The organism is Pseudomonas sp. MF6394 (assembly GCF_002018845.1).
GTDB classification, from domain to species: domain Bacteria; phylum Pseudomonadota; class Gammaproteobacteria; order Pseudomonadales; family Pseudomonadaceae; genus Aquipseudomonas; species Aquipseudomonas lactis.
On sequence record NZ_MVOJ01000027.1, the window covers coordinates 36411 to 59385 of the forward strand.

Genomic DNA, 22975 nt, shown 5'->3' on the forward strand with positions numbered 1-22975 from the left:
CGAACAAGGGGCAAGAATCGCCGGCCTTTATTCGGAGGGCACGTATTCTACAACTTCCAGGTCGAATCCGGATATCGCATTAAATTTCATCGGTGCGCTCATCAGGCGCATTTTGCGCACACCCAGGTCGCGCAGGATCTGCGAACCGGCACCGACGATGCTGTAGGTGGTCGGCTTTTTTACCGGCACGGCATCAGCAGTTTCGCGGATATGTGCCAGCAATACATCGCCGTCCAGCGGGTGACCGAGCAACAGCACTACACCGCTGCCCGCCTCGGAAACCGCAGCCATGGCGGCGCGCAGGCTCCAGCGGCCCGGCTGCTTGACCATCAACAGGTCACGCAGGGGGTCCATGTTGTGCACGCGTACCAGGGTCGGTTCTTCGGCGCAAATGTTGCCCAGGGTCAGGGCCATGTGCACGTCGCCTTCCACTGAATCACGGTAGGTCACCAAATTGAATTGGCCCAGTTCGCTGTCCAGTGGCTGCTCGGCAATCCGCTGAACGGTACGTTCGTGGATCATGCGGTAGTGAATCAGGTCGGCGATGGTACCGATCTTGAGGTTGTGTTCGGCGGCAAAGGCTTCGAGTTCAGTCCGACGGGCCATGGTGCCATCATCGTTCATCACTTCGCAGATCACCCCGCTTGGCTCGAAACCGGCCATGCGCGCCAAATCGCAGGCGGCTTCGGTGTGGCCGGCACGGGCCAGGGTACCGCCCGGCTGGGCCATCAGCGGGAAGATGTGACCCGGGCTGACGATATCTTCGGCCTTGGCGTCTTTCGCAGCGGCGGCTTGCACGGTGCGGGCGCGGTCAGCGGCGGAAATGCCGGTGGTGACGCCCGTGGTGGCTTCAATGGATACGGTGAACTTGGTGCCAAAACCCGAGCCATTGCGCGGCGCCATCAGGGGCAGCTTGAGCAATTCGCAGCGTTCGCGGCTCATGGGCATGCAGATCAGCCCACGGGCGTGCTTGGCCATGAAGTTGATGTGCTCGGGCTTGCACGCCTCGGCGGCCATGATGATATCGCCTTCGTTCTCGCGATCTTCGTCATCCATGAGGATGACCATCTTGCCTTGGCGGATGTCTTCAACCAGTTCTTCGATGCTATTGAGCGCCACGCGGCACCCCCTTGGTCAGGATTTCAGGTAGCCGTTAGCGGCCAGAAAACTTTCGGTGATGTTACCGGCTGCAGGCTCTGCGGCCTTTTCGCCCAGCAACAGGCGCTCCAGGTAACGGGCAAGCAAGTCCACTTCCAGGTTCACCCGGCGGCCCGGCTGGTACGAGGCCATGATGGTTTCGCTGAGGGTGTGGGGAATGATGGTCAGTTCAAATTCGGCGCCATTCACGGCGTTCACGGTCAGGCTGGTGCCATCGACGGTGATCGAGCCTTTGTGAGCGATGTACTTGGCCAGCTCTTTGGGCGCGCGGATACGGAATTCCACGGCGCGGGCGTTTTCGCTGCGCGCGACCACTTCGCCGACACCGTCGACATGGCCGCTGACCAGGTGACCGCCCAGGCGCGTGGTGGGCGTCAGGGCTTTTTCCAGGTTGACCGGGCTGCCGGCCTTGAGGTCGTTCATCGCGGTGCAGTCCAGGGTTTCCCGGCTGACATCGGCAGCAAAGCCGTTGCCCGGCAGCTCGATGACGGTCAGGCACACGCCGCTGACGGCGATGCTGTCGCCCAGCTTGACGTCGCCCAGGTCCAGCTTGCCGGTTTCAACCAGCAGGCGGACATCCCCGCCTTTGGGGGTCATTGCACGGATGCTGCCGATGGATTCGATAATGCCGGTGAACATTTCGTTCTCCTTAAAACGAGGGGCTGACGCTTAAGCGCAGGCCGGGAATTATACGCTCACTGCTGGGACGGGGATGGCAGTGACTCGCCAGTCGTCGCCCACAGCGCGCATGTCGGTGATCTTGAGTTGGGGGGCATCGGCCAACTTCTCAAGCGGCCAGTCCAGCAACGGGCGGGCAGCAGAGCCTAAGAACTTGCCGGCGATGAATATCACGTACTCATCCACCAGGCCTTGTTGGGCAAACGCACCGGCCAGGCTTGGCCCAGCTTCCACCAACACGTCGTTGACGCCACGGGCAGCCAGGGCGACCAATGCCGAGCGCAGGTCCACCTGGCCTTCCACGCCAGGCACCACCAGGCACTCAGGGCCACGGGGAAACTGGTTCTCTGGGGTGACGCAGGTGATGACCAATGCCGGGCCGGCCTTGAAGAACGGCGCGTTGAGCGGCACCCGCAGGCGGCCATCGATCAGCACGCGCAACGGCGGGCGCGACATGGCCAGGGCGGTGGTTGCTTCATCCAGGCCCAGTTCGGCGGCGCGTACGGTCAAGCGGGCACCGTCGGCCAGTACCGTGTCGGCACCGGTCAGCACCACACTGGCTTCGGCGCGCAGGCGTTGCACCGCAGCACGGGCGGCGGGGCCGGTGATCCACTGGCTTTCGCCGCTGGCCATCGCCGTGCGGCCGTCCAGGCTCATCGCCAGCTTGACCCGCACAAACGGCAGGCCCTGCTCCATGCGTTTGAGGAAGCCGGGGTTAAGCGCCCGCGCTTGGGTTTCCAACACACCACTGCGCACCTCGATACCCGCCTGGGCCAGGCGCTGCATGCCTCGCCCGGCCACTTCCGGGTTCGGGTCCTGCATGCCGGCCACTACCCGCGCTACGCCGGCGGTCACCAGCGCATCGGCGCAGGGCGGCGTACGGCCATGATGGCTGCACGGTTCAAGGGTCACGTACACCGTCGCGCCACGGGCCTTGTCGCCAGCGGCGCGCAGGGCATTGGGCTCGGCATGGGGTTCGCCGGTGCGCTCATGCCAGCCTTCGCCGACAATCTGCCCGTCACGCACGATCACGCAGCCAACACGGGGGTTGGGGTGGGTGGTGTACAGGCCCTTGCGCGCCAATTCGAGGGCGCGGGCCATGTAGTGGGCGTCGAGCACAGCCTGTTCAGAGGTCATTGTTTGGAGGGCTCACGGGCCAGGCGGTCGATCTCTTCGCGGAACTCATTGAGGTCCTGGAAGCGTCGATACACCGAGGCAAAACGGATATAGGCGACTTCGTCGAGCTTTTGCAGCTCGCCCATCACCAGCTCACCGACCACCAGGCTCTTGACCTCGCGCTCGCCGGTCGCCCGCAGCTTGTGCTTGATATGCACCAGCGCCGCTTCCAGGCGCTCGACACTCACCGGGCGTTTTTCCAGGGCGCGCTGCATACCGGCGCGCAGTTTTTCTTCGTCGAAAGGCTGGCGGCTGCCGTCGGACTTGATCAGACGCGGCAACACCAGTTCGGCGGTTTCGAAGGTGGTGAAACGTTCACCACAGGCCAGGCATTCGCGCCGGCGACGCACTTGGTCGCCCTCGGCGACCAGACGCGAGTCGATGACCTTGGTGTCGTTGGCACCGCAGAAGGGACAGTGCATGGTTGGCAGGCAACAAAAAATGGGAGGGCCATGGTAGCGCATCCCTGTGGCAAGACAAGCCATAGCCTTTACGGTATATAGGCAGGCTTATATGTTTCATATTTTTAAGCCACGGATTTTGTCCTTTCTGGAGCCGTACATGCAGTTACGACCACTCGTTCTACTCAGCCTGTTCAGTTTTCTGGTCGCCTGCAGCAGCGAAGCCCCCAAGCCGGCCGCGCCTCAACCCACCCCGGCGCAAGAGAAAAAAGTCCCAGGCATTGAAGACCTCGGCCCCCTGCCCGCCTATCAGCGCGAAATCAGCGGCAGCCTGACCAACGTGCCTGCCGGTGCCGAAGTCGAGATGGCGCTCCTGGTGATCGACGACCGTTCGCGCCCGCAGCAACTGCTCGCCAGCAGCGTACTGAGCGGCAACGGCAAGCCCCTGGCCTTCCGCCTGCGCTTTAACCCTGAAGCCTTCCCGGCCGGTGCGCGCGTGGAATTGCGCGGCCGCGCCAGCCAGTCCGGCCAGTTGATCCTGCATCTGCCTGCCGTGCGCGTCACCCAGGCGATCACCCAGAGCACCGGCCCCCTGCAACTCGTCAAGGCGCCATGACGCCACCGCTGGGCCTGCAACACGCCTTGAGCGCGTTGATTGGCGATGCGCAATTGGTGCCCTGCCCATTGCCGGGCACCGCGTTGTCGTTGTGGCTGCTGGACGCCGACAACATGGACCGCGCCTTCAGCCAGGAAGAAACCCGGCGCATCCTGCATGAGCCGCCCTACTGGAGCTTTTGCTGGGCCAGCGGCCTGGCATTGGCGCGTTACCTGGCGGCGCATCCCGAGTGGGTCGCCGGCAAACGCGTGCTGGATTTCGGCGCAGGTTCGGGCGTGGCCGGGATCGCCGCCGTCAAGGCTGGCGCCCTGGAGGTGGTGGCCTGCGACCTGGACCCACTGGCCTTGGCCGCTTGCCGTGCGAATGCCGAACTCAACCAGGTGGCGCTGAGTTATTCGGCAGACTTTTTTGCCGAAGCCGACCGCTTCGACCTGATCCTGGTGGCCGACGTGCTCTACGACCGCGCCAACTTGCCGTTGCTGGATCAGTTCCTCACTCGTGGCCGCGAAGCGCTGGTGGCGGATTCGCGGGTACGGGATTTCCAGCATCCGGATTACCGGCGGCTGGAGATCCTCGAGGCCTTGACCCTGCCAGACCTGGCCGAGCCTTGGGAGTTTCGTAAGGTGAGCCTGTACCATTCGCGGCGCGCTTGAGGCCATCGCGGCATAGGTATCTACACAACTCTGTAGCAGTCGACGGCAACCACGATGCGAAGCGAGCTGCTCTTGATCTGCTTTTGATCTTAGGCGCCCCGTTAAACCACGCTGGCCGAACGCAGGCTTGAATTCGTGGGTAACCCGGCAGGACGCCGGGTTAGCCGCCCCGCGCCATGGATGGCGCGTGGCGGCGGCCCACGGATTCAAGCCTGTGTTCGGGCACACCGAGCGTGAGCGAGGTGCCGAGTGGTGGGGCAAGAGCGTTTTGCTTACTTTTGCGCTTTTCAAAAGTGAGCCGCTGTCAGAGCGGAACCCTAGGTGGCCGTTACCGCAGCAATGGATATATACAATCCAACTGCGTTGACTGCCAGGCCGCCTTCGCGAGCAAGCCCGCTCCCACAATTTGATCGCGGGGCGTCAGATAGACAGGGGCCGGCTGTCAGGCCGTCATCGCAGGCAAGCCAGCTCCCACATTTGGATCGCGGGGCGTCAGATGGATATGCGCCGGCTGTCTGGTCGTCACGGGAGCAAGCTCCCTCACCACAGGCTTAGCGTCGTACCGAAGTTGTGTAGATACCTATGGCCATCGCGGGCAAGCCCGCACAGGGGAATGCATTTGAAGGTGGGAGCTACCAGGATGCTTTCAGCCAACCTCGCCAGCCCTTATAGTTGCCCCCATTCCCGCTTTATTCGAGATGCCCCATGAGTGAGCCCACGCCGTACATCTTCGACGTCACCACCGCCAACTTCGACCAGGCCGTTATTCAGAACTCCTTCGAAAAGCCCGTACTGGTCGATTTCTGGGCCGAGTGGTGCGCTCCCTGCAAAGCGCTGATGCCGATGCTGGCGAAGATTGCCGAGAGTTATCAGGGCGAGTTGCTGCTGGCAAAAGTCGACTGCGAAGCCGAACAGGACATCGTGGCGCGTTTTGGCATTCAAAGCCTGCCGACGGTGGTGCTGTTCAAGGATGGCCAACCGGTGGACGGTTTTGCCGGTGCACAGCCAGAGTCGGCAGTGCGGGCGATGCTGGAGCCCCATGTGCAGATGCCGCCACCGGCTGCGGCGGACCCGCTGGAGCAGGCTCAGGCGCTGTTCAGCGAAGGGCGCATCAGCGAGGCCGAAGCGCTGCTGGTGCAGTTGTTGGGCGAAGACAACACCAACGCCGCCGCGCTGATCCTGTATGCACGTTGCCTGGCTGAGCGCGGTGAATTGGGTGAAGCCCAGGCCGTGCTCGACGCGGTCAAGAGCGACGACCACAAGGCCGCCCTGGCCGGGGCCAAGGCGCAAATCACCTTCCTGCGCCAGGCTGCGGACTTGCCGGACGCCGCCGAGCTGAAAAGCCGCCTGGCGCAAAACCCGCAGGATGACGAAGCGGCCTATCAGTTGGCGATCCAGCAACTGGCGCGCCAGCAATACGACGCGGCGCTGGAAGGGCTGCTCAAGTTGTTTATCCGCAACCGCGGCTACAGCGAAGGCCTACCCCACAAAACCTTGCTGCAGGTGTTCGAATTGCTGGGCAATGATCACCCGCTGGTCACGGTGTACCGCCGCAAGTTGTTTGCCGCGCTGTACTAACCCAACCTTGCTCGCGAAAAACCCATAGGCGCCGCGTTCATTCAGGGTGACCGCGTTACCGTTGACGTTTTTCGCGAGCGAGCTCGCTCCTACAAAGCGCCGACCCAGGTGTAGAGCGGGGTGTCGCCGCCGCTGGCCACCTTCACGTTGGCGCTGTGGCGCAGGCGCACCAGCAGGCGCTTGCCCGCCCCGGCATCGCCGGCCAGGCCTTCGAGTTGGTCGAGCAATTCCAGGCCATTGAGTTGCCCGGCCTTGCGCAGTAAATCCTGGGCGTTCTGCCACAGGTCTTCGTTCTGTTTGACCGGTGCCGCAGTAGGCGCGCTGGGCGTTGGCGCGGCCTGCAGTTGGGCGCCCAATCGCGCCCAATCGCCGTCGTCCAGCTCCAAGGTCAAGTCCACCGGCAGGTCGCCGATAGTTCCACGAATTCGCAACATCGTCCTTACTCCTGCATTTTTCTGACGGGCATGCTCCCACGCAGCTTGCGCAACACCAAGCGGGCGGTCAAACTCTCGGCTCAATTGTTATAAGATCACATAACAAAACTTTCATCCTGGAGCTCTCTCATGCGCCGTTTGCTGCTCGCTTTGCCGTTTGCCCTGCTGCCACTGGCTGTCGCTCATGCTCACGAAGACCATGACCACGAGCACGGCAGCCTCGGCGCCCATGAACATGGCGTCGGGCGCCTGAATGCCGTGCTGGACGGCCAGGCCCTGGAGCTGGAACTGGACAGCCCGGCCATGAACCTGGTGGGTTTCGAGCATGTAGCCACCAGCGCCGCCGACAAAGCCAAGGTCGCCGCCGTGCGCAAACAGCTGGAAAATCCATCGGCCCTGTTCAACCTGCCCAAGGCCGCAGGTTGTGTGGTCAGCAGCCAGGAACTCAACAGCCCGTTGTTCGGTGACAAACCGGAAGCCGAGCATGACGACGATGACCACGCCTCCGACGGCAAAGGCGCCGCCGCCCACAAGCATGATCACGACCACAGTGAAATCCACGCCCATTACCAGTTCACCTGCGCCACACCGACAGCCCTGGGCAACCTGGACTTGAGCCAGGTGTTCAAGACCTTCCCCGCCACCCAGAAAATTCAGGTACAACTGATCGGCCCGAGCGGTCAGCAAGGTGTTGACGCAACGGCAACCGCAGCCACGCTGAAGTTCTGATTTGAAACAAGGTCCATGTGAGAGCTGGCTTGCCTGCGATACAGGCGAGGCGGTGCAGCAGGCACACTGCCGGATGCCATCGCAGGCAAGCCAGCTCCCACAGTGGATCGGCGCCATTTTCGACTACCAGGCGACACTGACTTCCCATGACTCAAGCGTTAATCGAACTGTCCGACCTGGGCTTCAACTGGCCCGGTCACCCGCAGTTGCTGGACATTCCCGCGTTCCGCCTGGAACCCGGGGAAACCTTGTTCCTCAAGGGCCCGAGCGGCAGTGGCAAGACCACTTTGCTGGGGCTGCTGGGCGGCGTGCAGAAGCCCAGCCAGGGCAGCATTCGCCTGCTCGGCCAAGAGTTGACCGAACTCTCGGCCGGCGCCCGTGACCGTTTCCGTGTGGACCACACCGGCTATATCTTCCAGCAGTTCAACCTGCTGCCGTTTCTGTCGGTACGCGAGAACGTCGAGTTGCCCTGCCACTTTTCCAAGCTGCGCGCGCAACGGGCCAAGCAGCGTCACGGCAGCGTCGACCAGGCCGCTGCGACCTTGCTCGCACACCTGGGTTTGAAGGACCCGAGCCTGCTGGAACGCCGTGCCGATTCGCTGTCCATCGGCCAACAACAACGGGTGGCCGCTGCCCGAGCGCTGATCGGCCAGCCGGAGCTGGTGATCGCCGACGAGCCCACCTCGGCCCTGGACTACGACGCCCGCGAAGCCTTCCTGCAGTTGCTGTTCGCCGAATGCCGCGAAGCGGGCGCCAGCCTGTTGTTTGTCAGCCATGACCAGAGCCTGGCGTCGCTGTTCGACCGCAACCTGTCGCTGGCCGAACTCAATCGCGCCGCCATGCCCGCAGAGGTTTGAGATGTATCTGTTCCGTCTAGCCATGGCCAGCCTGGCTAACCGCCGCTTTACCGCGATCCTCACCGCGTTTGCCATCGCGCTTTCCGTCTGCTTGCTGCTCGCGGTGGAGCGTGTGCGCGTCGAGGCGCGCAACAGTTTCGCCAGCACCCTCAGCGGCACCGACCTGATCGTCGGCGCCCGTTCCGGCTCGGTCAACCTGCTGCTGTACTCGGTGTTCCGCATCGGCAACGCCACCAACAACATCCGTTGGGACAGCTACGAGCACTTCGCCGCGAGCCCTCAAGTGAAATGGGCGATCCCGATTTCCCTTGGCGATTCCCATCGCGGCTACCGGGTGATGGGCACCAACGAATCCTACTTCGAGCACTACCAGTACGGGCGCAAGCAAAATCTCGAGCTGGCCAGCGGCCGTGCCTTCGCCACCGACCCGTTCGAGGTAGTGCTCGGCGCTGAAGTGGCCGAGGCCCTGCATTACAAACTCGGCGACAAGCTGGTGCTGGCCCATGGCGTGGCGGTGGTCAGCCTGGTCAAGCATGACGACAAACCGTTCACGGTGGTCGGCATTCTCAAGCGCACCGGCACGCCAGTGGACCGCACGCTGCATATCAGCCTCGGCGGCATGGAAGCGATTCATATCGACTGGCACAACGGCGTGCCGGCCCAGGGCAAAGGCCGCATCAGTGCCGACCAGGCGCGCAATATGGACCTCACGCCGCAAGCCATTACCGCGTTCATGCTCGGCCTGAACAACAAGATTTCCACCTTCGCCTTGCAACGGCAGATCAATGAATTCCGTGGCGAGCCCATGCTGGCGATCCTGCCCGGCGTCGCGCTGCAAGAGTTGTGGAGCATGATGGGCACTGCCGAAAAAGCCTTGTTTGTGATCTCGCTGTTCGTGGTGCTGACCGGTTTGATCGGCATGCTCACGGCGATCCTCACCAGCCTTAACGAGCGCCGCCGCGAGATGGCGATCCTGCGCTCGGTGGGTGCGCGGCCTTGGCACATCGCAACGCTGCTGATCTTCGAAGCCTTCGCCCTGGCCTTGTCCGGCGTGGTGGCGGGCCTGGGGTTGCTGTACCTGTGCATTGCCGCCTCGCGGGGTTATTTGCAGGCCAATTACGGCCTGGACCTGCCGATGTCGTGGCCGAGCGAATATGAATGGACGTTGCTCGCCGGTATCCTGGCAGCCGCCCTGTTGATGGGCAGCGTGCCCGCGTGGCGCGCCTACCGCCAATCTTTGGCCGATGGCCTGTCCATCCGTTTATGAGGAAGGCTTCGATGCGTCGTGCCCTGTTTGCCCTGTTGTTGTTGATGGCCGTGCCTGCCTGGGCGCAGGAGCAGCCCAAGGATTTGTCCTGGCAGGAGATGATCCCGCCGGATGCGCCACCAGAAGTGCCCAATATGAAGCCGCTGCACGACCTGTCGAACATGGCGGATGCCTTGTCCGCCGAAGCCGCGCCGGCGGCCAAGCAGGACATGCCCAACGCGCCGGTGGTACAGAGCCTGGATGGCCAGCACATTCGCCTGCCGGGGTATATCGTGCCGTTGGAAGTCAGCGAAGAAGGCCGCACCACGGAGTTTCTGCTGGTGCCATATTTCGGCGCCTGCATCCATGTGCCGCCACCGCCGTCGAACCAGATTGTGCATGTGAAAAGCGAGGTGGGGGTGAAGCTCGATGAGCTGTATCAACCGTACTGGATCGAAGGCGCGATGCAGGTCAAGCCATCGTCCAGCGAATTGGCCGATGCCGGTTACCAGATGGATGCCCAGAAGATTTATATGTACGAGCTGGAGGAATAACCCCCACCAGCAACACACTGAAGCTCCCACAGGTTTTGATCAGTGCCGAAAGTGACTGATCACCCTTTCATTGAGCTGAGTCAAAAGACCGAACGGAACGATCTTTACCATTGGACGTACAACTTTTAAACGTCCTTTGGAGCTCCCATGAACAAGTCTCTGCTCGGCGCGTCCCTCTTCGCGCTCGCCCTCGTCGCCCCGGTCGCACACGCTCACCAGGCGGGCGATATTCTGGTGCGTGCCGGTGCAATCACCGTGAACCCGAAGGCCGACAGCGGCAAAGTCAAGGTTGACCAGGGTCCGCTGGCCGGCACCAACCTGGGCGGCAAGGCGACCATGAGCAGCGACACCCAATTGGGCTTGAACTTCGCCTACATGATCACCGACCACGTCGGCATCGAACTGCTCGCGGCCACGCCGTTCGAGCATGACGTGAAGATCAAGAACACCGCCCTGGGCGCCGCCAACGGCAAGCTCGGCACCCTGAAACACCTGCCGCCGACCTTGAGCGTCGTGTACTACCCGCTGGATCATAAGTCTGCGTTCCAGCCGTATGTGGGCGCCGGTATCAACTACACCTGGATCTACGACGAACACGTGGGCAGCCGTGCCGAACAGGCCGGTTTCAGCAACTTCAAGGCCGAAAACTCCTGGGGCTGGGCCGCGCAGATCGGCGCCGACTACATGATCAACGACAAGTGGATGATCAACGCCCAGGCGCGCTACATCGACATCAGCACCAAAGCGACTGTGGATAACAACGCGCTGGGCCAGGGCACTCGGGCCAAGGTCAATGTGGATGTAGACCCGATGGTTTACATGGTGGGTATCGGCTACAAGTTCTAAGTCCGGTTAAGCCACACCGCATAACCCATGTGGGAGGGGGCTTATGTGGGAGCCGGGCTTGCCCGCGATGCAGACACCTCGGTGTATCAGTGATACCCAGGTGATGCTATCGCAGGCAAGCCAGCTCCCACATAAGTCCCCTCCCACTTTTGGTTTTGGGGGTGTCAGCTATGGCGGTAGAAGCGATCCAGTAGCGCCGGCAAGCCTGCCCGCCATGCCCGTGGCTTGATGCCGAAGGTATGCAGGATTTTCTTGCAGGCCAGCACCGCATGCTGCGGTTCATCCGCCGCATCCGGCCGCGCTGCGTGAGCCTGGGCGGTGGGGGACTCGATGGCCAACGGATGGAAGTTGCGCGCTTCAGTGAGAATCGCCTGGCCCAGCGCCAACGGCGTGGTCGCCTCGTGGCCGGCGTAGTGGTAAGTGCCCCACAGTGGCGCGGCGCAATCGAGTTGCTTGAGCACCGAGATAATTACCCGTGCGGCGTCGTCAACCGGCGTCGGGTTGCCACGACGGTCGTCGGCCATCAACAGCTCATCCGGTTTTTCAGCCCGGGCCAGGAAGCGCCCGAGCGTGCCGTCGACGCTGTCATCCAGTAGCCAGCCAAACCGCAGCAGCACATGCTGCGGGCACGTGGCGCGCACGCTTTGTTCGATGCGCCACAACGCCTGGCCGCGCAGGCCCAGGGGCACCGGCTCGTCTTTCTCGCTGTAGGCGGTGGCGCGGGAGCCATCGAACACGCGGTAGCTGGACGGTTGCAGCAGGGTGATGCTGTGGTGCTGGCACAGCTCGGCCAGGCGTTCGATGGCGAATTCCTGGGCGGCCAAGCGGGACTCGCTCACGGCTTCGGCCTGGAACCAGTCGAAATAGTAGGCGAGGTTGATCAAGGCATCGGGACGGGTGTCGTCGAGCAATTGGGTGAGACTTGCGGCATCCCAGCCGTCTTGGGGCGGTTTGGGGGCGAGGAAACCGATGTCTTCCTCCGCACCGAGGCGAATCAGCGCCTGCCCGAGGGCATTCCCGCCGCCCAGTAACATAAGGCGCATTCGCATAGATTGAGCAGGCCCGGTCTGTTTGGAACGATGGTTATTATCGACAGGCGTGTGTGCGCTGTCGTAGGTCATTGCCAGAATCGTTGCATTTTGCGGGCTTGTAGCGCAACCGTCACGGATTAAGTGTCTTGACGTCGGGTTCGGCGGCCTCCTGTTTCAGCGCCGTACGCGGTGCGAGCAAGAGCTGCTGTGGATAAGTCTGGGCAAAGTGCACCGCCTCACAGTTATCCACAAGCTTTTTCAGACGCTGGTTAAACGCACGGCTGACCGCGTACTGGCCACCCGAAACCGTGCGGAACTGCGCGGTGAGCACCACGCCATTGAGGTCCATCTTGTCTACCCCGAACACCTCCAACGGCCCTTGCAGGTTGTACTTGAGGAACACATCGTCGCGGATCGACTGGCCGGCCTCGCGGATCAGCTCCACGGCCTTGTCCACGTCGGTGTCGTAGGTGAACTGCACCGAGAAGAACGCATAGGCGAACTGACGGGACTGGTTGGTGACCGCCTTGATCTGCCCGAACGGCACAGAATGCACAAAGCCCTTGCCGTCGCGCAGGCGCAGGGTGCGGATGGTCAGGCCTTCGACGGTGCCGGCGTGGCCGGAGTCGAGCACCACCCAATCGCCGATGGACAGGGTGTCTTCGATAATGATGAACAGGCCGGTGATCACGTCCTGCACCAGTTGCTGGGAACCGAAACCGATGGCCAAGCCCACCACCCCAGCGCCCGCCAGCAACGGCGCGACATTGATGCCCAGGTTGGCCATGGTGGTGATCGCGCAGATCACCACCAGGATGATCTTCACCGCATTGCGCAGCAGCGGCAGGATGGTTTTGACCCGGGTACTGGGCTGGCGGCTGGAGCGTTTATTCACCGGTGGTTTGAGGGCTTCCTGGATCGCGGTGTCGAGCACCACCCAGAACAGCCAGGTCACCAACAGGATCAGGCCGATGCTGCTGAGGGAGTCACTGATGGCCCGGCCCACGGAGTTGCGCTGGGCGAATTCGAACAACGAGACACCCCAGATACGCCCGAGTATCTCGATAAACGCGATGGCCATGACGATACGCAAAATCGCGTGCAGCAAACTCAGGAAGCGTTCCTTGTAGGCGCTGCTGCGTTGGATCGATACCTGACTGCGGGACTTGAACAGGTGTTGCAGCACAGTGCTGAGAAACACCGTACCGATCAGTAACAAGGTGGTGAGCAGCGCGCAGCGCAGGGCCTCTTGGTTGTCGTCACCGGCGCCAATCAGGTTGACCGCCGAGACCAGCACCATCAACAGAATCGGCCAGTACCAGAGCCCGGAAAACACCCGCAGCGACTGTTGCAATGCTGGATGCTTGAGGCGCTGGGCCAACGGCCGGTTGCGGATCAAATGGGCCACCGGGCGACGCAGGCGTACCACCAGCACGCCAAAGATGACCGCGGCAAACAGGCCGGTAAACACAGCGATGCTGCTGGTGATATTGCCGCCCAGTTGCCGAGCGATTTGCGGGCTGGTCAGCGCATCGCTGAGGGCCGCGAGAAAGCCGATCAGGAATAGAGGCTTGGGGCAATAGTCACGAATGATCCGCACCGCAGGCCGCTTGTGCCCGACGTTGAACATCACAATGACGCACAGCAACAGCGAGGTGGAAAAGATGCCACTGCTGGTGGCGTAGGCAAAACACAGCGCCAGGGCTCGGCCGACAGACGCGGCTAAAAAGTGACTGACATAAAGGGTCAACGGCAAGCAGATCAGCGCTGGAATCGTGTAGGGCACCACATAGCCCAGCAAGCCTTGCAGCCGTTGACGCCGCGCAAGGAATGGGCGACGGCTCGCGCGTTTCACAACCAGGCGCCCCAGCATCGTCAGCACAGCAAAGGCACCGGCCCACACGCCAGACAACAGCAGGAAATCGCCGGCCACGCTCCACGGCGAGCGTGCGGTGGTCTGGTCCACCAGGCGCCCTACTTCGTCTGCGGCGCGGTCGGCCCGCAGGCGCCAGGCATCAATGAGGTTCTGGTTGAGGTCGAGCTTGTCTTGCACGTCATCAATGCTGGAACTGATGGCCCCGAGTAGCCCGCCTTGCACCAGCAATTCCGGCTTGGCCGGCGTCTCGGCAGCGGGTGCCGTCGCTGCGGCTTGCAGTGCGCCGTTACCGCAAAGCAGCAACGCACCGAGCAGTAATGCAGTCTTTAGATTCAGCAAAACAGCGAGCTCCTTCAGCAGGGTCTGTAAGGAACTGACGGGTTTAGGCCTTGATCGTTCCCCGCATGGGCGATGCCCTCCCATCTTTTCCTACCCTGTACCGCCTGTAGGAATGTGGAAACTTTCAGCCAAATAGCGCAGTCATCCCATAACGGAGGTCACCTCACCCACCAACCACGGGAGCACACATGGCGGCGATTCACATCGGCATTTCCGGCTGGCGCTACACGCCCTGGCGCGGGGATTTCTACCCCGAAGGGCTGACCCAGAAACGCGAGTTGCAGTTTGCGTCACGCGCCGTCAACAGCATCGAAATCAACGGCTCGTTCTACGCGCTGCAAACCCCTAAGCGCTATGCCGAGTGGTATGCCGATACGCCTGAAGGTTTCATGTTCAGTGTCAAGGCGCCCCGTTTCATCACGCATATCCTGCGCCTGCGCGATGTACACAAGCCGATGGCGAATTTCTTCGCTTCCGGGGTGCTGGAACTCAAAGAAAAACTCGGCCCAATCCTCTGGCAGTTTCCGCCCAGCTTCAAATTCGACGCCACGCTGTTTGAAACCTTTTTGGCTGAATTACCCACCGACACCCAACAGGCCGCCGCCCTCGCGCGCCAGCATGAGCCGCGTCTTAACGGCAAGGCGAGCATGAAGGCCTATGCCAAGAAGCCGTTGCGCCATGCCGTGGAGATTCGCAATACGAGTTTTGCCGTGCCGGAGTTCATCCAGATGCTGGATAAGCACGGGGTGGCCCTGGTGGTCGCGGACACCGCAGGCAAGTGGCCGTACATGGAAGACGTGACCTCCAACTTCATGTACCTGCGCTTGCACGGCGACAAGCAGTTATACGCCAGCGGTTATAGCGCCGAAGCGCTCCAGCGCTGGGGTGACCGCATCGAGCGCTGGGCCCACGGCAAGCAGCCTGCCGATGCACACCTGGTCGACCCGCACCACACGCCCCGCAGGCGTAAACAGCGCGATGTGTTCTGCTTTTTCGACAACGACATCAAAGTTCGCGCGCCCTTCGATGCACGCCAATTGCTGCAACGTTTCGGGCTGGACCAACACCTGCTCACCGAACCTGGCCGGCTGCCGGAACCAGGAGTATTGCCATGACACATCCAGAGCTGATCCCCACCCCGCCGACCACCGCCATCACTCGCTTTACAGTGCTGACGGTCAATATCCACAAGGGTTTCACCGCACTGAATCGCCGCTTCATCTTGCCCGAGCTGCGTGAAGCGGTGCGCAGCGTGGGCGCAGACATGGTGTTCTTGCAGGAGATCCATGGCACCCACGAACGCCACCCGCAGCGTTACAGCGACTGGCCAAAAATGCCGCAGTATGAGTTCCTCGCCGACAGCATCTGGCCGCAGTTTGCCTATGGGCGCAATGCGGTGTACCCCCATGGCGACCATGGCAATGCACTGCTGTCCAAATTCCAGATCATCCGCTACGACAACCTCGACATATCGCAAAGCGGCCATGAAAACCGCGGCCTGCTGCATTGCGTGCTGCGCCTGCCGGGCAGCGGTCAGCAGGTGCACGCGATCTGCATCCACCTGGGCTTGCGCGAGGTGCATCGCCAACAACAATTGCGGTTGCTGGAACAACGTATCCGCGAGATTCCGGCCGATGCGCCGTTGGTGGTCGCCGGCGACTTCAACGACTGGCGGCAAAAAGCCGACCTGAGTCAAAGCGGTTTGCAGGAAGTGTTCATGCACACCCTCGGCAAGCCGGCGCGCACCTTCCCGGCGCGCCTGCCACTACTGCCGCTGGACCGCATTTATGTGCGCAATTTGAAGGTGCACAACCCGCGCGTGCTCACCACTCGCCCCTGGTCCCATCTTTCAGACCATGTGCCGCTGTCGGTGGAGGTTGAGCTATGAACGTTGCGGTAGACCATATCGCCACAGACCAACCGCCAGACGACAGCAAGGCGCGGGATCTGGATTACGGCTGGCAAAGCGGCAACCGCGTGGAGTTGCTGGAGAACGGCGAGGCATACTTTCCTGCCGTATTCGAGGCGTTGCGCGGCGCCGAGCGCGAGATCCTGCTGGAGACCTTTATCCTCTTTGAAGACAAGGTCGGCTTTGAGCTGCACAGCATCCTCATCGAGGCGGCCAAGCGCGGGGTGAAGGTGGTGGTCAGCCTCGACGGTTTTGGCTGCGGCGAACTGAGCCCGGGCTTCCTGCGGGAGTTGGCCGAGGCCGGGGTGATGGTGCAGATGTTCGACCCGGCGCCCAAGACGCTCGGCATACGCACTAACTGGTTTCGCCGCCTGCACCGCAAGATCGTCGTGGTGGACGCCCGCGTGGCGTTTATCGGCGGGATCAATTTTTCCGCCGACCACCTGGCGGATTTCGGCCCCGAAGCCAAGCAGGATTACTCAGTACAGGTGATCGGCCCGGCTGTGGCAGACCTGCACCATTTCGCCCTCGCCCAAAGTGGCCGCCAGGTGCGCAGCCGTCGCGGTTGGCGACGGCGCCAACAACGGCCTTCGCCCTGGACAAACGAGCCAGGCGACGGCCTGGTGCGCCTGATCTATCGCGACAACATCCAGCATCGTGATGACATCGAAGACGCGTATATCCACGCCTTGAGCCAGGCCCGGCAGCGGGTGGTGATCGCCAACGCGTACTTCTTCCCCGGCTACCGCCTGCTTCGCGAGATCCGTAACGCGGCGCGCCGTGGCGTGCACGTGCAGTTGATCATGCAGGGCCAGCCGGACGTGCTGTTGGCGAAACTGGCCGCGCGCATGCTCTATGACTACTTGCTCAAAGATGGCGTGGTGATTCACGAATACTGCCAACGCCCGCTGCACGGCAAGGTGGCGTTGGTGGATGACGAATGGAGCACCGTCGGCTCCAGCAACCTGGACCCCCTGAGCCTGGCATTGAACCTGGAAGCCAACGTGCTGATTCGCGACCGGGCTTTCAATCAACAGCTCTACGAACGCCTGGAAGCACTCGCCCACAATCATTGCCAGACCATGCCGGAAAAGCGCAAGCCACGCCTGTGGCTCTGGCGCCTGACCGTGGGTTTCCTGGTGTTTCATGTGATGCGCCATTTCCCGGTACTGGCCAGTTGGTTGCCGGCCCACAAACCGCGCTTGAAACCTTTTGAGGCCACGCCCCATGACGTCTGAAGCCCGCCCCCAAGCGCAAGCCTCTGGGTTCAAGCGCTGGAAGAAACCGCTGACGATTGCGTTCTTCGTGTTGCTGATCGTGTTGTTTACCCTGCTCGCCCGGCGCATCGACTGGAGCGAAGTGTTCCAGACCCTGAGCGAGTTCAAGCTGCGCACATTGTTCATCGCCGGCGCGCTGACGCTGTGCAGTTTCATTGTCTACGCCTGTTTTGACCTGATCGGCCGCACCTACATTCGCCAGCCGCTGCGCTGGAAGCAGATATTGCCGGTGGGCATCATCAGCTACGCGTTCAACCTCAACCTCAGCGCTTGGGTCGGCGGCATTGCCATGCGGTACCGGCTGTATTCGCGCCTGGGCGTGAGCACCAGCAATATCGCCAAGATCCTCGGCCTGAGCCTGGCCACCAATTGGTTCGGCTATATGGCGTTGGCCGGGGTGGTGTTCAGCAGCGGGTTGGTGAACCTGCCGCCGGGCTGGAAGCTCAGCAGCGGCGCCTTGCAAGGGGTCGGGGTGTTATTGGTGCTCGCGAGCCTGGGCTACCTGGCGGCGTGCCGGTTTTCTAAAAAGCGCGCGTGGTCGATTCGCGGTATCGAGATCAACTTGCCGTCGCTGCGCATGGCCTGTTTGCAGCTGGCTCTGGGTGCGTTGAACTGGTCGTTGATGGCCGCAGTGATATTCACCTTGCTGCCGGCCAAACTGGATTACCCGTTGGTGCTGGGGGTGCTGTTGATCAGTGCGATTGCCGGAGTGGTCACCCATATCCCGGCCGGGTTGGGGGTGTTGGAGGCGGTGTTCATTGCGCTATTGCAACATGAGGCGTCGCGGGGGAGTTTGCTGGCGGGGCTGATCGCGTACCGGGCCATTTATTTTATTTGCCCGTTGTTGATTGCACTGGTGATGTATTTGGGGGTGGAGGCCAAGGCCAAGGCGTTGCGGGTGAAGAAAACAGCCTGAGAGAACTGAGGTGATAGTTACATCGCCTTCGCGAGCAAGCCCGCGCCCACAGGTTGGATAGCGTTCCAAATGTGGGAGCGGGCTTGCTCGCGAAGGCGCCAGCCCAGACACAGATGAATCAACGGGCCTGAATGATGCTCAACCGCTCCCCCACCACCATCTCGGTAATCCAGTCCACCAGTATCGAGGTGTACGCCTGTTGCGACACCGGGTCGCTCAGGGAATGGTCGGCACCGTCGATGATGCGGTGGGTCAGGGAGTGGGTCTGCTGGCACGCCGCACGATAACTCATGATGGTCGCGTGGGGCACATGGTCGTCGGTTTCCGACTCGACAATCAGCACATCGCCGGTAAATTGCGCACAGGCATGCAGGGCCCGATTGGTTTCGGCGTGCACCAGGGTGCCGCGGTAATCCATCAGGTCGGCTTTGTCCAAATCGCGCTTGGGCTTGAGCCATTCCTGGTCGCGATACAGTGCCGGCACTCGCAGCGCCAGCCAGCGTACCGGGCGCAACGAGGTGAGGATCGCCGCCAAGTAGCCGCCATAACTGGTGCCCACCACTGCCACCGCCGAGGTGTCGATCGCCGGGTGGGACAGTAGGCGGTCGTAGGCAGCCAGCAGGTCGCGCAGGTTGTCTTCGCGGGTGACGCGGGACAAGGGGATGCCGGTGCCAGCATGGCCACGCAGGTCGAAAGTCAGGCACACACACCCAAGGCCTGCGATACCTTTGGCTCGCTCCAAGTCGCGCTCCTGGCTACCGCCCCAACCGTGCACGAACAACACACCGGGCACTTTGGACTTGGGGCTGAGGAAGGTCCCGCTCATTTGTTCGTCGTCTATATCAATGCTGATGCTCTCGCTTCTAGCCGTCATAAGTCTGGACCGTCACATACTTGAGTAGAAAGTCGCTGTTTTCGGCCGGGCCTCGGTATACCTCGATGGCATCCGCCGGCAGCACTTGGTCTACATAGGTTTCTACCGAGGACACACGGATGGCCTTCAGGCCCGGGTGGTTGATAAAGCTCTGCAGCGCCGCGACTTCCGCGCTACTGGCCCCGCCCATGCGCCAGGATTGTTCGAGCACGCCACTGCGGCGCTGGCCTGTGCTGTCCAGGCCTTGGGCGATGTCGTAGTTGCGGCGCGAGGCGAAGAAGCTTGGGTAGGCTTCATTCGCGGCTCGGTCAAAAACCAGCGCCTGTTCGATAGCCTTACGCACGTCTTCAGGCAGATCCAGTTTGAGCAGGGCTGCGTAATCACCGGGGACGACCAGCAGATCGGAACCGCCGTAGACCTCTTCGCCCTGCCCGTCTTGCGTCAGGTGCTGCTCGCCGCAGTAGCTGAAGAGGTGATCGCCGATAAAACTCTGGCCCACACTATGGGTGACCACCTCGTGCAGGTCTTGTTCCAGCACCACGCCTTGATTGAACATTCGGGCCGCTTCCGGGCGGGCCACTATCGCGTCGAATTCATCCAGGCTGTGGATAACTTCCTGCCCCCGCCCTGCACAGGCATTTACGGGTTTCAGACGAATCGGGCCGCTGTAGAGCAAGCGGGTCGCGGCAGGCCGTGCATCCTCAAGGGCGAACACACTCACGCCGTCCAACACCACGTCACGCACACGCTCGCAGAATGTCGGCGACCAGCCTTCGGGCGCCTTGGCCTCGGGACTCAGCAGGCCGTGACTGATGGCTTTGGTGCAGATGAAAGCGTGATCGACATAGCCGCCCCACAGATCTTGTGGCCCTTTGATATTGAGCCGTTGCGCTTGGGCAGGTCCGACCAGCGTTTGCGTGGGCAGCAGGTACAATTCCCGGCCCGCATGCAGGGCCGGGTCGTAGCTACCACCGAACTTGAGCCCCAGGATCTGCGCCAGCCAGCGCGCGAGTGCACGGTTGGTTTCAATTTCATGCAGGGGCGCGCCTTCTCGCATGGAGTGGGCGACCACCAGCTTCTTGCGACTTATGGGGGTCATGCGTTCCCCTTTCTATCAGCCGTTGTGTAGCAGGAGGGCTGCATGGATCAGGCCAACATAGGGTTTGCGGGGATGGCCGTAAAATCAATCAGTTGCGCAAGAAGTGATGGCCGTTAGCCTGTTTTATTCTGCACGACCCTAAGTTAACCCTGCGGCGTTCTGCACGATTCAAACCCCAAAACGGTTGCGGTAATCGCTGGGGGACAACCCCGTGATTTTCTTGAAAATGGCGCGAAAGGCGCTGGGGTCCTGATAGCCCACGGTCCAGGCAATGTGATCGATCGTGCCGTTGGTGAACTCCAGCATCTGCCGTGCCTTGCCGACCCGCAGGTGCTGGCAGTACTCGGTGGGTTTCAACCCGGTGGCGTTGCGAAATCGCCGCAAGAACGTGCGCTCCTCCAGGTTGGCCTCCTGCGCCATCGCCGCCACGGACACATCCACCGCGCCACTGGCCTGCAGCCAATGCTGGACCTTGAGAACCGCACCATCACCATGCCTGAGAATCGGCGCAAAGTTGCTACCGCACTGGCTGGCACTGGCGCTGTGTTCAATCACCAGAAAACGCGCCGTGTCGGCTGCAACGCTCGGGCCCATCAGGCGGTCGACCAGGCGCAGGCCCAGTTCGGACCAGGCCATCAGCCCAGCGGAGGTGATCAGGTCGCCGTCATCGACAATGGGTTTATCCGCTTCCAGGCGCACCGCCGGGTAACTGGCCGCAAAGGACTTCGCGGAAGACCAGTGAGTGGTGGCGCTGCGACCATCCAACAAGCCGCTGCGCGCCAGCATGATCGAACCGATGCACACACCGCCCAGCACGGTGCCGGCCGCATGTTGCTGGCGCAGCCATTGCAGCAGTGCAGGCGGCGCCTGGTCTTCGGTGAACTCGGCAATCGAGGGTGGCACCAGCACGGCCATCATCGGTTGGTCGGGGCCGGGATGGCTGTCGAACGTGCGCGCGGGCGTGCCGTGGGCATCTACCTGCCAGTGGCTGACCCGCAGCAGCGGCAGTTGCGCAGATTCATGCTCGGCGGCGATGCGGTTGGCGACCCCGAACAGGTCAGTCAGCCCGTGGACTGCGGCGAGTTGCGCGCCCTGGTAGATCAACACACCCAGCTCGACAGTGCTGCGTTGCGCGGCCATTGTCAGTTTTCCCCCTGTTATTGTCGGTGCAGCCAATTCTCGGTGTGATCGCCAGATAAGATACTAGGCCCATCAACCCATCACGAGGCAACACACATGGCCAAGCAGGCGCTCATCCTAATCGATATCCAGAACGACTACTTCCCCCAGGGCAAGTGGCCGCTCGACGGCGTGGAAGCCGCAGCGGACAAGGCGGCGCAGGTGCTACAGGCATTTCGGCAAGCAGGCGATGCGGTGATTCATGTACGCCATGAGTTCGCTGGCGACGACGCACCCTTCTTCACCCCGGGCTCCGAAGGCGCGCACTTGCATGCCAAGGTAATCAACGAGGGCGATGAGCCGGTGGTACTCAAACACTTCGTGAATGCGTTTCGCCAAACCAATCTGCGCGAACTGCTGGAACAGCGCAGCATCACCGACGTGGTGGTAGTGGGCAGCATGAGCCATATGTGCGTTGACGCCGTGGTGCGGGCGGCGGCGGACCTGGGCTACAAGGTTACGGTGATTCATGATGCCTGCGCGACCCGCGACCAGGAGTTCAACGGCCAGGTGATTCCGGCAGCGCAGGTACACGGCGCGTACATGGCCTCCCTGGCCTTTGGCTATGCGGGTGTGGTGTCGGCAGAGGAATATTTGAAGGCCCAAGCAGCGGCCGCGTGACCGCCACCCGGGCTGATCGCTTCAGCGTGTGGCGATGATGAACAGGCGCGGAAAGGGCAACAACACCGTGCCATCGGCCAGGGCGGGATAAGCCTGGGTAATTCGCGCCTGGTATTGCTGCAGGAAGGCGGCTTTTTCATCGTCGGTCAACGGCGCAAGAAAAGGCCGCAATGCCGAAGCCTTGAACCACTCCACCACCGCCGCGTGGTCCGCCAACGGGTGCTGATAGGTGGTGCGCCACACATCCACGGTACTGCAATGCTTGCTCAGCAGTTCGTAGTAGTAACTGGCGGTGTGCCGCTCATTGTGTTTGACCGCCCCTATCTTGGCCGCCCATGGGCCATCGGCCGCAACTTCACGGGCCAGGCGATGGGCGGGCTCGTCCAGATTGTCCGGGGTTTGCACCGCCAGCGTGCCGCCTGGGTTCAGTTGGTGGACCAAGTGCGGGTACAGCGTGGCGTGGTCGGGCAGCCATTGCAGCGAGGCATTGGCCAGGATCACATCCAAGCGTTGCGCCGGATGCCAGGCGCCGATGTCTGCCAGCTCGAAGTTCAACCTGGGCAGGCGCTTGCGTGCGTCCAGCAACATGTCATCGGAGCTGTCCATGCCCGTGACGTGCGCTTGGGGGAAACGCTCGGCCAGTACTTCGGTGGAGTTCCCCGGCCCGCATCCCAGGTCGACGGCGGTGGTCACGTCGATGTTGGGAATGGCTGCCACCAGGTCACGGACGGGGCGAGTGCGCTGCTGTTCGAACATCGTGTACTGCTTGGCGGACCAGGTCATCACAGCCTTCCTTCTTGCTAGAGGTGACGACAGCCTAAATCTTGTGGGCCATGAGAACAAATGTCGGGGTGGTGTGCTGTCTGCACAAAGGCATCCCGTGCGCCCACGCCTGGGCATTGCCCATAAAAAACCCCCGATGCTTTCG

24 protein-coding genes are annotated in these 22975 nt (G+C 62.0%); 13 read left to right on the top strand and 11 right to left on the bottom strand.

Annotation, left to right across the window (positions count from 1 at the left end; all coding sequences use genetic code 11):
• Positions 1-27 precede the first annotated feature (27 nt).
• The 4 genes from ribBA to nrdR are packed head-to-tail and all read right to left on the bottom strand — an operon-like array spanning position 28 to position 3434.
• Positions 28-1119, bottom strand: a complete 1092-nt coding sequence (ribBA, locus tag MF6394_RS23590; RefSeq protein WP_003194579.1) for a bifunctional 3,4-dihydroxy-2-butanone-4-phosphate synthase/GTP cyclohydrolase II — start codon at positions 1117-1119, stop codon at positions 28-30.
• Positions 1120-1134: 15 nt separating this feature from the next.
• Positions 1135-1797 carry a riboflavin synthase gene (locus MF6394_RS23595; RefSeq protein WP_044269053.1) on the bottom strand — a complete coding sequence of 221 codons (663 nt, stop codon included), beginning with the start codon at positions 1795-1797 and terminating at the stop codon, positions 1135-1137.
• A gap of 48 nt (positions 1798-1845) precedes the next feature.
• Positions 1846-2973, bottom strand: coding sequence for a bifunctional diaminohydroxyphosphoribosylaminopyrimidine deaminase/5-amino-6-(5-phosphoribosylamino)uracil reductase RibD (ribD, locus tag MF6394_RS23600; RefSeq protein WP_044269056.1), 1128 nt, complete (start codon positions 2971-2973; stop codon positions 1846-1848).
• On the bottom strand, positions 2970-3434 hold the full coding sequence (gene nrdR / locus MF6394_RS23605; protein ID WP_019818855.1) for a transcriptional regulator NrdR: 465 nt from the start codon (positions 3432-3434) through the stop codon (positions 2970-2972). The genes ribD and nrdR overlap by 4 nt, the downstream gene beginning before the upstream one ends.
• A 139-nt stretch (positions 3435-3573) precedes the next feature.
• On the opposite strand from nrdR, the gene MF6394_RS23610 reads away from it, so the two are divergent.
• The 3 genes from MF6394_RS23610 to trxA all read left to right on the top strand — a co-directional run bounded on the left by MF6394_RS23610 (position 3574) and on the right by trxA (position 6260).
• A complete protein-coding gene (locus tag MF6394_RS23610; RefSeq protein WP_003194586.1) occupies positions 3574-4029 on the top strand; it encodes a YbaY family lipoprotein in 456 nt (151 codons plus the stop codon).
• Positions 4026-4682 (top strand): class I SAM-dependent methyltransferase, encoded by a 657-nt coding sequence (locus MF6394_RS23615; protein ID WP_044269058.1) that lies wholly within the window; start codon positions 4026-4028, stop codon positions 4680-4682. The genes MF6394_RS23610 and MF6394_RS23615 overlap by 4 nt, the downstream gene beginning before the upstream one ends.
• Positions 4683-5387: 705 nt before the next feature.
• Positions 5388-6260 (top strand): thioredoxin, encoded by an 873-nt coding sequence (gene trxA, locus MF6394_RS23635; RefSeq protein ID WP_047711881.1) that lies wholly within the window; start codon positions 5388-5390, stop codon positions 6258-6260.
• Positions 6261-6349: 89 nt separating this feature from the next.
• On the opposite strand, the gene MF6394_RS23640 is transcribed toward trxA, so the two are convergent.
• Entirely contained in the window at positions 6350-6694 is a 345-nt protein-coding gene (locus tag MF6394_RS23640; protein ID WP_044269065.1) for a hypothetical protein, read from the bottom strand.
• Positions 6695-6823: 129 nt separating this feature from the next.
• On the opposite strand from MF6394_RS23640, the gene MF6394_RS23645 reads away from it, so the two are divergent.
• From MF6394_RS23645 to MF6394_RS23665, 5 genes are all read left to right on the top strand, one after another.
• A complete protein-coding gene (locus MF6394_RS23645) occupies positions 6824-7423 on the top strand; it encodes a DUF2796 domain-containing protein (RefSeq protein ID WP_078467692.1) in 600 nt (199 codons plus the stop codon).
• Between the two features lie 146 nt (positions 7424-7569).
• Entirely contained in the window at positions 7570-8280 is a 711-nt protein-coding gene (locus tag MF6394_RS23650; protein ID WP_044269070.1) for an ABC transporter ATP-binding protein, read from the top strand.
• A 1-nt stretch (position 8281) separates the two neighbouring features.
• On the top strand, positions 8282-9547 hold the full coding sequence (locus tag MF6394_RS23655) for an ABC transporter permease (protein ID WP_078467693.1): 1266 nt from the start codon (positions 8282-8284) through the stop codon (positions 9545-9547).
• Positions 9548-9558: 11 nt separating this feature from the next.
• Positions 9559-10080 (top strand): DUF3299 domain-containing protein, encoded by a 522-nt coding sequence (locus MF6394_RS23660; RefSeq protein ID WP_032895087.1) that lies wholly within the window; start codon positions 9559-9561, stop codon positions 10078-10080.
• 147 nt (positions 10081-10227) lie between these two features.
• Positions 10228-10926, top strand: a complete 699-nt coding sequence (locus tag MF6394_RS23665; RefSeq protein ID WP_078467694.1) for an OmpW/AlkL family protein — start codon at positions 10228-10230, stop codon at positions 10924-10926.
• A 164-nt stretch (positions 10927-11090) separates the two neighbouring features.
• On the opposite strand, the gene MF6394_RS23670 is transcribed toward MF6394_RS23665, so the two are convergent.
• Together MF6394_RS23670 and MF6394_RS23675 are read right to left on the bottom strand one after the other, a co-directional pair.
• Positions 11091-11975: a sugar nucleotide-binding protein gene (locus MF6394_RS23670; protein ID WP_032897752.1), complete on the bottom strand. Its 885-nt coding sequence runs from the start codon at positions 11973-11975 to the stop codon at positions 11091-11093.
• A 112-nt stretch (positions 11976-12087) separates the two neighbouring features.
• Positions 12088-14172, bottom strand: a complete 2085-nt coding sequence (locus MF6394_RS23675; RefSeq protein ID WP_047711884.1) for a mechanosensitive ion channel family protein — start codon at positions 14170-14172, stop codon at positions 12088-12090.
• A gap of 188 nt (positions 14173-14360) precedes the next feature.
• Here MF6394_RS23675 and MF6394_RS23680 point away from each other — a divergent pair, with 188 nt between their 5' ends.
• From MF6394_RS23680 to MF6394_RS23695, 4 genes are read left to right on the top strand one after another with little or no spacing between them, the layout of a single operon-like run.
• The gene (locus MF6394_RS23680; RefSeq protein ID WP_078467695.1) at positions 14361-15287 is read left to right on the top strand and encodes a DUF72 domain-containing protein; all 927 of its coding nucleotides are present in this window, start codon (positions 14361-14363) and stop codon (positions 15285-15287) included.
• Positions 15284-16060, top strand: a complete 777-nt coding sequence (locus MF6394_RS23685) for an endonuclease/exonuclease/phosphatase family protein (RefSeq protein WP_044269375.1) — start codon at positions 15284-15286, stop codon at positions 16058-16060. Before MF6394_RS23680 ends, MF6394_RS23685 begins: the two co-directional genes overlap by 4 nt.
• On the top strand, positions 16057-17319 hold the full coding sequence (gene clsB, locus MF6394_RS23690) for a cardiolipin synthase ClsB (protein ID WP_047711886.1): 1263 nt from the start codon (positions 16057-16059) through the stop codon (positions 17317-17319). Before MF6394_RS23685 ends, clsB begins: the two co-directional genes overlap by 4 nt.
• Complete coding sequence (locus MF6394_RS23695) at positions 17309-18274, top strand: lysylphosphatidylglycerol synthase domain-containing protein (RefSeq protein ID WP_078467696.1); 966 nt, start codon at positions 17309-17311, stop codon at positions 18272-18274. Before clsB ends, MF6394_RS23695 begins: the two co-directional genes overlap by 11 nt.
• A 118-nt stretch (positions 18275-18392) precedes the next feature.
• On the opposite strand, the gene MF6394_RS23700 is transcribed toward MF6394_RS23695, so the two are convergent.
• The 3 genes from MF6394_RS23700 to MF6394_RS23710 all read right to left on the bottom strand — a co-directional run bounded on the left by MF6394_RS23700 (position 18393) and on the right by MF6394_RS23710 (position 21387).
• A complete protein-coding gene (locus MF6394_RS23700) occupies positions 18393-19148 on the bottom strand; it encodes an alpha/beta hydrolase family protein (RefSeq protein ID WP_003194616.1) in 756 nt (251 codons plus the stop codon).
• The gene (locus MF6394_RS23705; protein ID WP_078467697.1) at positions 19138-20247 is read right to left on the bottom strand and encodes a DUF3182 family protein; all 1110 of its coding nucleotides are present in this window, start codon (positions 20245-20247) and stop codon (positions 19138-19140) included. Before MF6394_RS23705 ends, MF6394_RS23700 begins: the two co-directional genes overlap by 11 nt.
• Positions 20248-20415: 168 nt before the next feature.
• Positions 20416-21387: a GlxA family transcriptional regulator gene (locus tag MF6394_RS23710; RefSeq protein ID WP_044269383.1), complete on the bottom strand. Its 972-nt coding sequence runs from the start codon at positions 21385-21387 to the stop codon at positions 20416-20418.
• 96 nt (positions 21388-21483) lie between these two features.
• Here MF6394_RS23710 and MF6394_RS23715 point away from each other — a divergent pair, with 96 nt between their 5' ends.
• Entirely contained in the window at positions 21484-22047 is a 564-nt protein-coding gene (locus MF6394_RS23715; protein WP_044269384.1) for a cysteine hydrolase family protein, read from the top strand.
• 21 nt (positions 22048-22068) lie between these two features.
• Here the strand turns inward: MF6394_RS23715 and tam are convergent, their stop codons facing one another.
• Positions 22069-22830 (bottom strand): trans-aconitate 2-methyltransferase, encoded by a 762-nt coding sequence (gene tam, locus MF6394_RS23720; protein ID WP_078467698.1) that lies wholly within the window; start codon positions 22828-22830, stop codon positions 22069-22071.
• Positions 22831-22975 lie beyond the last annotated feature (145 nt).

Bases quoted from the DNA above. Each gene is read 5' to 3' on its own strand.
- MF6394_RS23695 (WP_078467696.1), top strand. From the start codon at position 17,309: ATGACGTCTGAAGCCCGCCCCCAAGCGCAAGCCTCTGGGTTCAAGCGC.
- MF6394_RS23710 (WP_044269383.1), bottom strand. From the start codon at position 21,387: ATGGCCGCGCAACGCAGCACTGTCGAGCTGGGTGTGTTGATCTACCAG.
- MF6394_RS23655 (WP_078467693.1), top strand. From the start codon at position 8,282: ATGTATCTGTTCCGTCTAGCCATGGCCAGCCTGGCTAACCGCCGCTTT.
- MF6394_RS23615 (WP_044269058.1), top strand. From the start codon at position 4,026: ATGACGCCACCGCTGGGCCTGCAACACGCCTTGAGCGCGTTGATTGGC.
- MF6394_RS23670 (WP_032897752.1), bottom strand. From the start codon at position 11,975: ATGCGAATGCGCCTTATGTTACTGGGCGGCGGGAATGCCCTCGGGCAG.
- MF6394_RS23650 (WP_044269070.1), top strand. From the start codon at position 7,570: ATGACTCAAGCGTTAATCGAACTGTCCGACCTGGGCTTCAACTGGCCC.
- trxA (WP_047711881.1), top strand. From the start codon at position 5,388: ATGAGTGAGCCCACGCCGTACATCTTCGACGTCACCACCGCCAACTTC.
- MF6394_RS23705 (WP_078467697.1), bottom strand. From the start codon at position 20,247: ATGACCCCCATAAGTCGCAAGAAGCTGGTGGTCGCCCACTCCATGCGA.
- ribD (WP_044269056.1), bottom strand. From the start codon at position 2,973: ATGACCTCTGAACAGGCTGTGCTCGACGCCCACTACATGGCCCGCGCC.
- MF6394_RS23685 (WP_044269375.1), top strand. From the start codon at position 15,284: ATGACACATCCAGAGCTGATCCCCACCCCGCCGACCACCGCCATCACT.
- MF6394_RS23680 (WP_078467695.1), top strand. From the start codon at position 14,361: ATGGCGGCGATTCACATCGGCATTTCCGGCTGGCGCTACACGCCCTGG.
- MF6394_RS23645 (WP_078467692.1), top strand. From the start codon at position 6,824: ATGCGCCGTTTGCTGCTCGCTTTGCCGTTTGCCCTGCTGCCACTGGCT.
- MF6394_RS23715 (WP_044269384.1), top strand. From the start codon at position 21,484: ATGGCCAAGCAGGCGCTCATCCTAATCGATATCCAGAACGACTACTTC.
- nrdR (WP_019818855.1), bottom strand. From the start codon at position 3,434: ATGCACTGTCCCTTCTGCGGTGCCAACGACACCAAGGTCATCGACTCG.
- MF6394_RS23660 (WP_032895087.1), top strand. From the start codon at position 9,559: ATGCGTCGTGCCCTGTTTGCCCTGTTGTTGTTGATGGCCGTGCCTGCC.
- MF6394_RS23610 (WP_003194586.1), top strand. From the start codon at position 3,574: ATGCAGTTACGACCACTCGTTCTACTCAGCCTGTTCAGTTTTCTGGTC.
- MF6394_RS23665 (WP_078467694.1), top strand. From the start codon at position 10,228: ATGAACAAGTCTCTGCTCGGCGCGTCCCTCTTCGCGCTCGCCCTCGTC.
- MF6394_RS23595 (WP_044269053.1), bottom strand. From the start codon at position 1,797: ATGTTCACCGGCATTATCGAATCCATCGGCAGCATCCGTGCAATGACC.
- MF6394_RS23640 (WP_044269065.1), bottom strand. From the start codon at position 6,694: ATGTTGCGAATTCGTGGAACTATCGGCGACCTGCCGGTGGACTTGACC.
- MF6394_RS23700 (WP_003194616.1), bottom strand. From the start codon at position 19,148: ATGACGGCTAGAAGCGAGAGCATCAGCATTGATATAGACGACGAACAA.
- clsB (WP_047711886.1), top strand. From the start codon at position 16,057: ATGAACGTTGCGGTAGACCATATCGCCACAGACCAACCGCCAGACGAC.
- tam (WP_078467698.1), bottom strand. From the start codon at position 22,830: ATGACCTGGTCCGCCAAGCAGTACACGATGTTCGAACAGCAGCGCACT.